The organism is Streptomyces sp. NPDC093568 (genome assembly GCF_044764945.1).
Classification (GTDB): Bacteria; Actinomycetota; Actinomycetes; order Streptomycetales; family Streptomycetaceae; genus Streptomyces.
Window position 1 is genome coordinate 23,848 of sequence record NZ_JBIWJD010000008.1, and the last position, 11,632, is coordinate 35,479.

Below are 11,632 nucleotides of genomic sequence, written 5' to 3' on the forward strand. Positions count from 1 at the left end.
CGCAGGCCGACACATGGGTGGCAATCACGCTACGCACGATCACACCCGCGCTGGATCCTGAAGCCTCCGACCAGGCATGGGGTCGGCTGTACGAGGGCCGCATCGAAACCAGGCGAGCTCCGGCGGAGCCCAATGGCTGGGGCCGCCTGCACCCGGGTGACGGGTGCAGGCCGCCCCAACAGGTCTGTCAGGAACTCGGCTTGGCGGTGGAGGCGGAGTCCTTACCGGACTCGGCAGGCTGCTGGGTGAAGACCGCGAGATGCCAGCTGCCCTTCTCCCTCATCACGGTGAAGGTGTCCTGCATGGCCTTTCCTGCCCTGTCCTCGGCCATCAGGCGGGCCGAGCCGGTGTCCGGGCCCATGTCGTGGTCGACCTGCACGTCCTTGATCTTCCACCCCCGCCCGCCCTTGTCCGCGAGGATCTGCTCGGCCTCGTGCCTGGACCACTTCTCGTCCTTCACGCCCCCGACTTCGATCAGTCCGTCGGCGCTGCGGGAGTTCAGGGCGTTCACGTACGCCTCGACGGCCTCGCGGGCCCCGTCGGACGAAGCCGAGGCCGTGGGGGTTGAGGGGCTTGAGGACTTGACCTCGTCATCCCCGGACGAGCAGCCGGACGCGAAGGCGAGAGCGGCCAGAGCGGCCGGCACAGCCAGAAGATGTCGACGCTCCACAGCGCACTCCTATGTGGTTCCTGTGAGGGGGATCAGCAGCCTGTCAGGTGCGGTGTGCGTACCACCAGGCACGCGGATGGTCCGAGAGAAGCTTCTTCAGGCTTTTGTTGTGGGTGTCGCTGGTGTGGTACGTCAGGTAGGGGGTGCCCCGGTACTTCTTCGTGACGATCATCGTGTGGTCGATGTTGTTGTCGCGGCCCCAGTCGGCCTGGAGGACGTCCGCCTTGGCCATCTTCCACACGTTGTCGAGGATCTTGGTTCGTTTCGAATGCTTCTTCGCGAACCAGTACCAGTTCTCCGCAGCCGCCCAGGTGTAGCTGGTGGTCCACGTCGTCGGTCCGTAGAACCAGTACTTGTTGCTGGGCCGCTGGATGATTGCACCGCCCTTGGGGCCCCAGCCGCCGGCATGCATCGCCTGGGAGACGAAGTTGGTGCAGTCGGTGCCGTACGTGCGCCAGGCGCTGTTGTGGTGGTCCCAGTACTTGTCCGCGTAGGCCACCATCTTTCCGTAGCTGTAGGCCCTGACCTCCCGCTTGTCGCCGGAGTCGTCGCTGTTGCCGGGAAGCGGAGCGATGCCGGAAGCGGCGTCCTTGCTTCCCTCGTCCTCTTCCGCCTTACCGCCCCCGTCATCCGCGCCGTCAACGGCGTCCACGTCGGACACCTGCGTGGTCGGCGTCGGGCCGCCCTTCGTGTCAGCCGTGTCGGACGACAGCAGCCAGGCGCCGTCGGAGCCTTGGGTGAACTTCACGGTGTGCGGGACGGACAGTTCCTCGTACTCCGGGGCGCCGTCCGCGACCTCCTGCGGCGTGAACGGAAGGTGGAGGCGGGTGCGCTCGATGAGCTGAAGCGTTGCCGACTGGCCGGTGACGGAGGTGTCGGTCACCTCCACATCGACCTGCGCCTTCGTGTAGCCGCCGTCGACTTCCTTGTACCGCTTGCCCTTCTCCACCAGTGCGGCGAGATCATCCTGCACCTGCGCGGTCATGGAGCGCGTGGCCCGGACGCGGGCGGTCGCGGCTCTGGCTGTCGGACGAGTCGTCGTCAGCATGTCGGCTCGCTGCTGCAGATAGCCCTCGGCCATCTGGGTGAGAGCAGGGGCGTCGGCGTTCGCCGACGCAGCCGCTGTCGGAGAGGCGGGCTGGGCGTCCGCCGGGGTGCCGGTGAGCACAAGCATCGCCGCTGTGGCTGAGGCCGCGGCTGCGGCGAGGACACGTCTGTGATGCGCAGTGCGCATGAAACCCCCTTGATCGCGGCTGACTGGTCGGGTCAGCCCGCAGATCAAGAGGACCCATGCGAGCATCGCGTTCCGAGCGGCGCATTCCTGATCCCGGAATGTCCGATTCCTGATCAAGGAAGGCGCTGCGTGGGTCAGAGCCGGGAGACTGACTGGTCAGGTACCCGTTTTCGCAGGTCAGAGCCTGCAAGAGGCCCTCAATGACCGCAGCTTCCCAAGGTGAGAGGGCCAGTTCGGTTCTCGTCACGCGCTCCGTATTGAAGCCCCAGCTCAATGGTTTGGGGCTTGTGTACGTCCGGGTGTGCATGCGCCGTCACGTTGGTGCGGTCAGGCGCCGGCCCGGTCCAGGGCGCTCTGCAGGGACTGTCTGTAGCCCGCGCTGGTGTACGTGGCGCCTGACACCGTGTCGATGTCCGCGCTCTGCGCCTGCAGCGTCTCCTGGTTGAGCTTGGGGATGGCCGTGGAGTTGATGTCCCTGCTCCGCGCCGTCCCGTCGGGAGACCGGATCGCGGTCGCCTCGGTGATCCTGCTGCCGGTGAGGGTGATCCGTACCTGGACCGGGCCGTACTTCGTCTCGGCCGCGGACCCGGTGACGGTGCGGGTGGTGGGTGCGGCCGTGGTGGTCTTCGGGGCGGAGGGGGCGCTGCTGGTTCTCGTGGGGACGGCCGACGCCGTGTGCGGCGGCTGCTTGCTCGTCGAGGACGGGGACGGGGACGAGGTGCGCTTCTCTCCGGTCTTCTCGGGCGTCTTCGACGGCGAGGGTGACCCGGACGGGGACTGCGCGGACGCCGGCGGGGACGCTGGCACGGTGGCACTCCGCGTGATCGCGGGCTCGGCCTGCACCGCCGACGGGTCCGTGGTCGGCTTGAGCGTGAGCAGCAGCACGATGCCGGAGACGGTGCCGACGGTCGCCAGCAGCGCGTGGCGGAACGGATGCTTCTTCCTCACGGGAGCACCAGCGCATCAGCGGTACGAAGTGTCACGGCTCGCCTCAGAACTCGAAGGACTCGTGGTGGATACGGCGGTGCGGGACACCTGCCTCGCGGAGTGCGGCGTACGACTCCTCGGCCAGTCCGGGCGGTCCGCACAGGTACACGTCGTGTCGCGCGATGTCCGGCAGGATCCCGCGCAGCATCTTCGCGGTGATCCGTGTCCGGCGGCCGTCGGGGCTGTTCACGGCGTACAGCAGTCGCGCCCCGCGCGCGTCCGCGATCGTCTCCAGTTCGTCCCGTAGCGCCAGTTCCTCCGCGGTACGGGCTCGGTAGAGCAGTGTCAGGTCGCCGGGTGCCCCGGGCAGAGTCTCGAACAGGGCTCGGAGCGGGGTGATGCCCGCCCCTCCCGCGAGCAGCAGTACCTTGCCGCGGCTGCGGCGGGCCGCGGTCATCGCCCCGTACGGCCCCTCCGCCCACACGCGCGTGCCCGGCCGCAGCCCGGCCAGCGCCGCGCTGTGCCCGCCGACGGCCTTGACGGTGATCCGCAGCAGGTCGGGGCGGGGCGGGGCCGAGAGGGAGTACGGGTTGGCGCTCCATCGCAGCCCGTTGGTGAGGAACCGCCAGCGGAAGAACTGGCCGGCCTCTGCGCCCAGCCGGTGCAGCCGCCGGCCCCGGATCAGCACGGAGACCACGCCCGGCGCCTCCTGCACGACCGACTCGACCCGCATACGGTGCCGGAGGTTGAGTCGTACCGGGGTGAGGACGCGGTACCACAGCAGCAGGGCGCCGACCGTGAGGTACAGGGCGTACCAGGCCACGCGGGCGGCGGCCTCGCCGACGAACTCGGCGCCCGTGGCGAGCTGGTGCCAGAAGGCCAGGTAGACCGCTGCGTAGGTGAGCAGGTGCAGGTAGTACCAGAGCTCGTAGCGCATACGGCGTCGTACGACGCCCGCGGACACGAAGCCGACGAGGAGCAGCAGGAGCGTGCCGGCGGCCGCTTCGATCATCCTCGGGTATTCGGTGACGACGGAGACCGTCTGCGCTGCGATGCCGGTGTCCGCCTGCAGCGCATATCCGTTAAGGATCAGCACGACGTGGGCGAGGGTCAGGGTCAGCGCGTAGCGGCCGCTTCGGGCATGCCAGCGCACCACTCGGTCGGATCCGACCCGGCGTTCCAGGGCCGGGACGCGCGCCATCTGGGCGATCACCAGGGCGATCGCGTAGCCCGCGAGCAGTCCGGTGATCCGGCCCGCGTTCACCAGGCGGTCGGCGGTGGTCGCGGCCACGGCGGGAGTGTTGTGCCACCACAGCCACAGCACGGCGGCGACGCCCGTCCAGGCGAGCCCCAGCAGCGGTGCCGCGGGGGAACGCCGGGGCCGGATCCGACGCATGGCCTGCCGTCTTCCCGCCCGGCTGTGCTGGATCGCCGTCACAAGGCTGCTCTTCCTTCTGCCGGCTTCGACGCCCCGGCACCGCACACCGGCCGTGTGGCTGAAAACAGTCGGTCGAGACGGGGCCGCGGCCTACAAGAGATCCACTGCCAGGGAGGGCGCGCAAGGGCCCACTTCCCCATACCCACCTAGTCCAGCGCGCCGCCAGGGCCGAGCGTCACACCCTCCGTGGCGCGGCGGCCGCCCTTCCCTTTCGGACACACCCACGGCATCCCTCGTGGCTACACTCGCCGCCCATGCAACAGCTCGGCCGGAAGACAAACCAGCAGATAACGCACGCGCCTTCATCGGGTGCCGACCCCTTCGACAACCCTGTGAAGAGCACGTGGAGTGCCACCGCACTCGCTGCTGTCCGCGCTGTCAGATCGACGCCTCCCGCCGGTTCAGGCGGTCTCGGGCACGAGCTCGGCTCACCCGTCCGCACCGCACTCGGAGCACTCACGGCCGCCCCCGACTCCCGCCGAACAGCCCTCGATTCAGCTGTGATTGATGTCACTCCAAGGAGCGTGGTGTGAGTCGCTCCGCACGACGCCGCCACGCCCGCTCCCGCGAGCCCCGCCGTCACTGGCGGCTGCTGGCCCTCAGCCTGTCCGTCGTCTTCGCCGCCCTGCTCTTCGAGGGCTGGACCATCCATGAGGTCGACGCCGCCAAATCGCGCCGCCCCTGCACGAGACCCGTGCCCAAGGCTGTGGACGAGGGCGGTCCGGTTCTGCGTGGTATCAGCGGGAACGACGTCGAGTCCTCGGCCGTACCCGCCCGTACCGTCGCGCTCACCTACGACGGCGGCCCGGATCCCTACTGGACGCCGCGCCTCCTCGATCTGCTGCGCAGGCATCATGCGCACGCGACCTTCTTCCTGTTCGGCGCCCAGGCGGCACGCCATCCGGAGCTGGTGCGGCGGATCCTCGACGAGGGCCACGAGATCGGCTCGAACACGTACACCGGCGCCGACCTCGGTTCCTCCTCGCGCGTGCGCACCGAGATGGAGCTGGCGCTCACCCAGAAGACCCTCGCCGGGTCGGCGGGCATCCGCACCGACTTGCTGCGGATGCCGCTGACCACCCAGGTGGACACGCTGTGCGGCGCCGAGTGGTCGGCGGCCCGCCGCGCCGCCGCGGACGGCTATGTGCTGGTCGCCGCGGACCGGCCCGACCGCGATCCGAAGGACGGCATGGTCCGCCAGTTCAGCCAGACGGACCTGGCGTACCAGGAGACGAAGGACCTGCTCGGCAACCCGCGCGCCGACCGGTTCACCACCGTCACGGACGCGCTCGGCATGCCCTCGGGCGACACGGGGGTGTCCACCGCCGAACGCTGGCAGGGCAAGGCGCTGATCTGGACCACGACCGCCGGTCACGCGTTCACGAACGCCATGACCTGGGTGCTGCTCGCGCTGGGAGTGCTGGGCGTGCTGCGGCTGGTGATGCTGACCGTGTTCGCCCGCGCCCACGTCCGGCGCCTGACCCGCTTCCGTCCCGGCTCGCCCTGGCTGCGGGAGGTCGACGCGCCGGTGACGGTGCTGGTCCCCGCGTACAACGAGGAAGCCGGCATCGAGTCCACCATCCACTCGCTGCTAGCCTCCACGCACCCATACCTCGAGGTCATCGTCATAGACGACGGGTCGACGGACGGCACCGCGGACCTCGCGACCTGGATCGACGACCCCCGGATCCGGGTGATCCGGCAGCCCAACTCGGGCAAGGCGGCCGCGCTCAACACCGGCCTGGCGCACGCCTCGTACGACATCGTCGTGATGGTCGACGCCGACACCGTCTTCGAACCCGACGCCCTCTACCGGCTCATCCAGCCGCTCGCCCACCCGGCCATCGGCGCCGTCAGCGGCAACACCAAGGTCGGCAACCGGCGCGGGCTGCTCGGCAGATGGCAGCACCTTGAGTACGTCTTCGGCTTCAACCTCGACCGGCGGATGTTCGAGGTGCTGGAGTGCATGCCGACGGTTCCGGGAGCCATCGGCGCCTTCCGGCGGGACGCGCTGTTGGGCGTCGGCGGGGTCAGCGAGGACACGCTCGCCGAGGACACCGACCTCACGATGGCCCTGTGGCGGGCCGGCTGGCGGGTGGTCTACGAGGAGTCGGCCATCGCCTGGACCGAAGTGCCCACCTCGCTGCGGCAGTTGTGGCGGCAGCGCTACCGCTGGTGCTACGGCACGCTCCAGGCGATGTGGAAGCATCGCTCGGCCGTCCTCGAAGTGGGCAGCGCCGGACGCTTCGCGCGCCGCGGACTGACGTATCTGATGCTCTTTCAGGTAGTCCTGCCGCTGGTCGCCCCGGTCATCGACCTGTTCGCGCTGTACGGAGTGCTCTTCAGCGATCCCGCGCAGTCGCTCGGGATATGGCTCGCTTTCCTCGGCATCCAACTCCTCTGTGCCGGTTACGCGTTGAGGCTCGACGGGGAGAAGCTGCGGGCCCTGTGGTCGATGCCGTTCCAGGTCTTCGTCTACCGGCAGCTGATGTATCTGGTCGTCACCCAGTCCGTGTTCGCCCTTCTGGGCGGCACCCGGCTGAAGTGGCACCGCATGCAGCGTGCGGGTACGGCCGCCACGGAGCAGCTGAGACAGCCGGTCGCCGCGCGGGAGTTGTCGTCGAGGTGACCAGGGGATGGAACCGGAACCGATGGAGCCCATGCAACCCATGAGCGACTGGAACGGGGAGACACAGACGCCCCGAGTGATCACGGGACACGTCATCTCCCACACGGAACAGACACGGCCGTACGAGGAAGACGTCCCGGTTCCGTCCGAGGCGCAGCCCGGTGGTGGTCACACCCGCGGCACGCGGCCCCCTTGGGTACGGCCGAGCCGACGCCGCCGTATCGCGCGCCTGCTGGTACTCCTCCTGTGCGTGCTGCTCCTCACCGGCGTCGGCACCTACGCCTGGGCCGACTTCGAGCTCGACCGGGCGGTCGACCTCGGCGCGGCCGGCGATCGTCCGGCGCACGGGAAGGGGACCACGTACCTCATCGTGGGCTCCGACAACCGTGGCGGCCTGTCCGAGCAGGACAGGAAGGACCTGCACGCCGGCGGTGGCGGCGGCGGCCGTACGGACTCGATGATGCTGCTGCACACCGGCGCCCACGGCACCACCATGGTGAGCCTGCCCCGCGACTCGTGGGTGACCCTCCCGTCGTACCTCGACCCCGACACCGGAAAGCGGCACCGCCCGGCGAAGGACAAGCTGAACGCGGCCTACTCCCTGGGCGGCGCACGGCTGCTCGTGCGGACCGTCGAACTCAACACGGGTCTGCGTGTCGACCACTACGCGGAGATCGGCTTCGCCGGCTTCGTCGGTGTCGTGAACGCCGTCGGCGGCGTGGACATGTGCGTGGACCGGACCATCAAGGACAGGAGGTCGGGTCTCGACCTGACGAAGGGCTGCCACACCCTGGACGGCGCCCAGGCACTCGCGTTCGTCCGCCAGCGTCACCAGGAGGCCCAGGGCGACCTCGGGCGCAGCAGGAACCAGCAGAAGTTCCTCGCCGCGCTCGCCCACAAGGCGGCCACCCCGGGCACCGCGCTCAATCCGTTCCGGACGTATCCCCTGCTCGGCGCGGCGCTGGACACCCTCGTGGTGGACAAGGACATGGAACTGCGCACCCTCGCCTCGCTGTTCCGGGCGATGCGCAGCATCTCGTCCGGGGACGGCAGACAGCTCAACGTCCCCGTGACCGGAGCCGGCATCAGCACGTCGAAGGGGAGCGCCGTGCGGTGGGACGCGGCGAAGGCGAAGCGGCTCTTCACCGCGCTGCGCTACGACCGGCGGGTGAGCATCGGGGAGAAGGGCTGACCGGCCGCTGCCCGTCCGAAGGTGTGTGGGGCGGCCGGGTCCCCGTGCGTGGCGGAGCCCCGGCCGCCCCCGACCCTCTCCATGCCGCTCCCAGGGGGAGTCAAGGGCGGCGCGGGGAGAGGTCCGGGGAGTGGTTGCGTCACCGAGGTCCGGTCGGGTAGCTGCCGTCGGACTGTGGGCACGGACTCGGTATTCACACAGCGCGCGGACGACGCGGAACGTCACCCGGGGAGCGGCCTGCCAGCCGGGGGGCAAGGGGTCCGTGCAGTGGGCGCCGAGGAGGCCGAGGGCGACCAGGATCAGGGCGTACGCGGTGGCCAGGGCCCCAGGCACCATCGTCCGTGCGCAACAGCGGGCCGCCGGGGCATGCCCAGCAGTCACGCCATGGGGCGGCGGCCGTGCTCCTGAGAGCATCCGGCCGCCGCCCCTTCCCCTGTTCGACCGGGTACTACTCGATGGTCCAGCCGACGCTGCCGACACCCGTGCTGTACCAGGCACACGTGGCGGAGGACTGGCCGTACTGGCCCGGGTTCAGGGTCACCCAGTCACCGGAGACGTCGGGGGCCCGGCCGCAGACGACCTCGGCGCGGAACCGGATGGTGCGGTCGCTGTTGTTCGTGCAGCTGGCGATGCCCCGGTCCGTGTCGACACCGTGGACCGCGCCACGGCAGTCGACCGAGCCCGCGGCCGAAGCCGGGGCGGCCATGGCGCCGACGGACAGGGCCACCCCCGAGACGGTGGTGGCCAGGCCTGCGGCGAACATCTTCTTACTGCGGATCATTCTTCGTACCCCCGAGAGGTTGCGGTTTGCATGTGCTGACCTCAGTGAAGGGCACGGGGGCGGTACCGGGGACCTGACATCTGTCAGGGTGCCCCGTCGGCGGTCGGTCGTTCGGTCAGGCTTACTGAAGGGAAATGCGCCTTCCAGCCGTCCTGCGGCGCCGACATGCTCCAAACGACAGGCCCTGGCGGTCCTAACGGCCACCCCGTACGACAGCTTCGGTCTTCTCGACCCAGTCGAGGTACCAGTTTGCGAAACCGACCTGTCCGAGAGGGCTGAACCCTCCGTCCCCCGGACGCTCGTCGAGCCACACCTGCCCGCGCTGTGGGCCAGAGACGACCAGCCAGTGGAAGTAGCCGCACCCTTCGTGGCTGAGGCACACAGCACCGGACAAGAACCGGTCGGACAGCTTCTCGTCCTCCCGCAGCCAGGCGCGGTACGCCGCGTCGAAGGCTGCTTCGTCCTCGAAGTGGGACTCGACGGGCTCCTTGCGCTCATGCTCGACCTGAGCACACACACTTTCTTCGAAGAAGGCTCCGGCCCCGCCGGCGCCGACTTCGCGGAGGAAGGCCCGGTAGTCCGCGGGCAGCGAGACACCCCACTGAGCCTCTGCCTCGGCGACGCTCGCCTCTGACAGTGGATCAGCAAGCCGAAAGTGGTGCCCTGTTCCCCCGTGCATGTCCCACGCGCCGAAGTCATCCCGCGCGTTGTCAGCGCGGGCCAAAGTCTCCACCCGCTCTCGGACACCGCTCCAGATCATCGCCCCCATGAACCGAAGGGTAGGCCGACGGTTCTACAAGTTAGTCGCGCTTGGGCCAGGTCGGGCCCTGGTCGGTCCAGACGACGCCCTTGTTGCGGCACAGGCAGAAGGGGTGGCCGATCGGGTCGGTGTAGACCCGCCAGCCGTAGCCGTCGGGGCCGATGAAGTCCTGCCTCAGCGTCGCGCCGAGGTCGAGGACGCGGCGCTGCTCGGACTCGATCTCGTCCACTTCGAAGTCGAGGTGGAACTGCTTGGGGTGCTCGCTGTCGGGCCACTGCGGAGCGCGGTAGTCGTCCACCCGGATGAATGCCAGCTCGATCTCACCGAACTGGATGCCGGCCCAGTGCTCGGAGCTGCCTTCCTTGATCGGACGGCCCGTCACCTCGGAGTAGAAAGCCGCCAGCTTCATCGTGTCCGGGCAGTCGATAATGAAATCGGTCAGTCGCAGCATCCCGCGATCTTGTCACAAGCCCACACCCGACTTCGAGACATTCGCTGAGCAGCTCCGCTGAGGTGCGGGAACAATAGGTTCATGGGGGTTCGCCCTCTTCGTCGACGTCGGACGGGGCGTACACCGGCGTTTCCGTCCGGCCGTCGCAGCAGTCGCCGACCGCAGCGGGAGCGGGCACGAATTGAACTGCTAGAGCGGTGATGGCTCGACCCACCGCTGCAGGCGGGCGCAGCCCACCAGTGAGCTGCCGTCTTCGGTGAAGTAGATCAGGAACGTCCATTTCTGATCGGCAGAATAGATCAGCCCTCCGCGCACCGGCCGGCGATGCTCCCGGAGGAGTTGCACCATTCGTTCCAGCCCCAGAGGTTCGACTCCACGCAGCCGCATGCGCCGAAGTCGGAGTGCAAAGACCCCGGCATGCCGCTCTGCGGGATGCGTCGTATCCGACACCTGGTAGGTGGCGCCACTGCGGAGGGCAGCCAGGGCAGCCGCGGACACCTCGTCGTCACCGGCGGCCAACAACTTCCCCAGCGCATGCCGTTCCATGGTCACCCCCGCCGTGATCCTGCGATGCAGCAGCCACGTACGCAACCCCCGCAATCACCCGCGCCCGGCGCTGGGTCGCGTCCGGATAGGCCCGGCAGTACGCTTTTTCACAAAGTCGGGGATCGAAGAATACGGGGCCGAAGCCCCCACCCATTGAGGTCGCACCCCTTTGGCCGTCTCTGATCGCGATCAGTAGGCAGGGTGAATTTATGAATGCCATCGACAAGGCAATCGGAGCAGAGGCCCACTGGTTGATGGGGCGCGTCATGCCCCGCAGATTTCTGGGCGAAGTCCGCAAACACCTCCACCATGTGGCACCCGATCGCGAGGACGAGCTGATCGATGCGATCCGCGCGCGGGCGGAGGAGATCGCCGACGCGGACGAGGACATGGCCACCGACGGACCGTCGAAGGGTGCGCTGGCGATCGGTGCGGTGGTGCTGGCCGCCTTTGAGACGCTGATCCCCCTGTTCGACGGGGACGAGAAGCGTACGATCCGCTATCTCCAGCACGCCATGAGCCCGGTGCTGAGGCGTCCGTACGACATGACCTTCTCGACCCTCAACAAGCAGGACCACGCGCTCGACAAGATCGAGAAGACGTGCCGCGTGATGGTGAAGCTCTACCCCGCTCACTTCGAGTTCGACTTTCAACGGCCGGAGCCGGGGCTTTTCGAGATGAACGTCAGGCGCTGTTTCTGGCGCGACTTCTTCGCCCGTCACGACGCCACGCCCGTCACGACGGTGATGTGCGCGTTCGACGTGAACTTCATGAAGGCGATCGACCCCGCGGTCAGCGGACTGCGCGCCGAACGTACCTCCCTGTTGTCGCTCGGTGACAACAGGTGCCGCTTCGCCGTCCTTGAGACCGACGACCCTCTCGACGGCTACAGCGACGCTCTCGAGACGCGGTTCGTCGACGACAGGGAGGGTGACGGCTGACGACTTTGTGGCGGCCATGCTCGACGATGCCGCTTTGCAACCGTCTACCCAGGTCAGCGCCCG

11 protein-coding genes are annotated in these 11,632 nt (G+C 68.7%); 3 read left to right on the plus strand and 8 right to left on the minus strand.

All coding sequences use genetic code 11. From position 1 onward, the window contains the following. Positions 1 to 187: 187 nt before the first annotated feature. The 4 genes from ACIRD7_RS29160 to ACIRD7_RS29175 all read right to left on the minus strand — a co-directional run bounded on the left by ACIRD7_RS29160 (position 188) and on the right by ACIRD7_RS29175 (position 4,227). Positions 188 to 670, minus strand: a complete 483-nt coding sequence (locus ACIRD7_RS29160) for a hypothetical protein (protein WP_403458258.1) — start codon at positions 668 to 670, stop codon at positions 188 to 190. 43 nt (positions 671 to 713) lie between these two features. Continuing rightward, positions 714 to 1,904 (minus strand): amidase domain-containing protein, encoded by a 1,191-nt coding sequence (locus ACIRD7_RS29165; RefSeq protein WP_403458259.1) that lies wholly within the window; start codon positions 1,902 to 1,904, stop codon positions 714 to 716. A gap of 327 nt (positions 1,905 to 2,231) precedes the next feature. After that, entirely contained in the window at positions 2,232 to 2,852 is a 621-nt protein-coding gene (locus tag ACIRD7_RS29170; RefSeq protein ID WP_403458261.1) for an FMN-binding protein, read from the minus strand. A 43-nt stretch (positions 2,853 to 2,895) separates the two neighbouring features. Next, entirely contained in the window at positions 2,896 to 4,227 is a 1,332-nt protein-coding gene (locus ACIRD7_RS29175; protein WP_403458263.1) for a ferric reductase-like transmembrane domain-containing protein, read from the minus strand. A 571-nt stretch (positions 4,228 to 4,798) separates the two neighbouring features. On the opposite strand from ACIRD7_RS29175, the gene ACIRD7_RS29180 reads away from it, so the two are divergent. Together ACIRD7_RS29180 and ACIRD7_RS29185 are read left to right on the plus strand one after the other, a co-directional pair. Continuing rightward, positions 4,799 to 6,898: a bifunctional polysaccharide deacetylase/glycosyltransferase family 2 protein gene (locus ACIRD7_RS29180; RefSeq protein ID WP_403458264.1), complete on the plus strand. Its 2,100-nt coding sequence runs from the start codon at positions 4,799 to 4,801 to the stop codon at positions 6,896 to 6,898. 40 nt (positions 6,899 to 6,938) lie between these two features. Continuing rightward, on the plus strand, positions 6,939 to 8,090 hold the full coding sequence (locus ACIRD7_RS29185) for an LCP family protein (RefSeq protein ID WP_403458266.1): 1,152 nt from the start codon (positions 6,939 to 6,941) through the stop codon (positions 8,088 to 8,090). Between the two features lie 448 nt (positions 8,091 to 8,538). Here ACIRD7_RS29185 and ACIRD7_RS29190 read toward each other — a convergent pair whose 3' ends face one another. The 4 genes from ACIRD7_RS29190 to ACIRD7_RS29205 form a co-directional block, all read right to left on the minus strand. Beyond that, on the minus strand, positions 8,539 to 8,871 hold the full coding sequence (locus ACIRD7_RS29190; RefSeq protein ID WP_403458268.1) for a hypothetical protein: 333 nt from the start codon (positions 8,869 to 8,871) through the stop codon (positions 8,539 to 8,541). Positions 8,872 to 9,064: 193 nt separating this feature from the next. Further along, positions 9,065 to 9,640, minus strand: coding sequence for an SMI1/KNR4 family protein (locus tag ACIRD7_RS29195; protein WP_403458270.1), 576 nt, complete (start codon positions 9,638 to 9,640; stop codon positions 9,065 to 9,067). 31 nt (positions 9,641 to 9,671) lie between these two features. Further along, complete coding sequence (locus ACIRD7_RS29200) at positions 9,672 to 10,082, minus strand: VOC family protein (protein WP_403458271.1); 411 nt, start codon at positions 10,080 to 10,082, stop codon at positions 9,672 to 9,674. 189 nt (positions 10,083 to 10,271) lie between these two features. Next, positions 10,272 to 10,628 carry a hypothetical protein gene (locus ACIRD7_RS29205; protein ID WP_403458852.1) on the minus strand — a complete coding sequence of 119 codons (357 nt, stop codon included), beginning with the start codon at positions 10,626 to 10,628 and terminating at the stop codon, positions 10,272 to 10,274. Positions 10,629 to 10,837: 209 nt separating this feature from the next. Here ACIRD7_RS29205 and ACIRD7_RS29210 point away from each other — a divergent pair, with 209 nt between their 5' ends. Then, complete coding sequence (locus ACIRD7_RS29210) at positions 10,838 to 11,569, plus strand: L-2-amino-thiazoline-4-carboxylic acid hydrolase (protein ID WP_403458273.1); 732 nt, start codon at positions 10,838 to 10,840, stop codon at positions 11,567 to 11,569. The last annotated feature ends 63 nt before the right edge of the window (positions 11,570 to 11,632 follow it).

What these genes read in the sequence shown, in the direction of transcription:
- ACIRD7_RS29210 (WP_403458273.1), top strand. Translation starts at nt 10,838, where the DNA reads ATGAATGCCATCGACAAGGCAATCGGAGCAGAGGCCCACTGGTTGATG.
- ACIRD7_RS29185 (WP_403458266.1), top strand. Translation starts at nt 6,939, where the DNA reads ATGAGCGACTGGAACGGGGAGACACAGACGCCCCGAGTGATCACGGGA.
- ACIRD7_RS29175 (WP_403458263.1), bottom strand. Translation starts at nt 4,227, where the DNA reads ATGCGTCGGATCCGGCCCCGGCGTTCCCCCGCGGCACCGCTGCTGGGG.
- ACIRD7_RS29195 (WP_403458270.1), bottom strand. Translation starts at nt 9,640, where the DNA reads ATGGGGGCGATGATCTGGAGCGGTGTCCGAGAGCGGGTGGAGACTTTG.
- ACIRD7_RS29165 (WP_403458259.1), bottom strand. Translation starts at nt 1,904, where the DNA reads ATGCGCACTGCGCATCACAGACGTGTCCTCGCCGCAGCCGCGGCCTCA.
- ACIRD7_RS29205 (WP_403458852.1), bottom strand. Translation starts at nt 10,628, where the DNA reads ATGGAACGGCATGCGCTGGGGAAGTTGTTGGCCGCCGGTGACGACGAG.
- ACIRD7_RS29190 (WP_403458268.1), bottom strand. Translation starts at nt 8,871, where the DNA reads ATGATCCGCAGTAAGAAGATGTTCGCCGCAGGCCTGGCCACCACCGTC.
- ACIRD7_RS29200 (WP_403458271.1), bottom strand. Translation starts at nt 10,082, where the DNA reads ATGCTGCGACTGACCGATTTCATTATCGACTGCCCGGACACGATGAAG.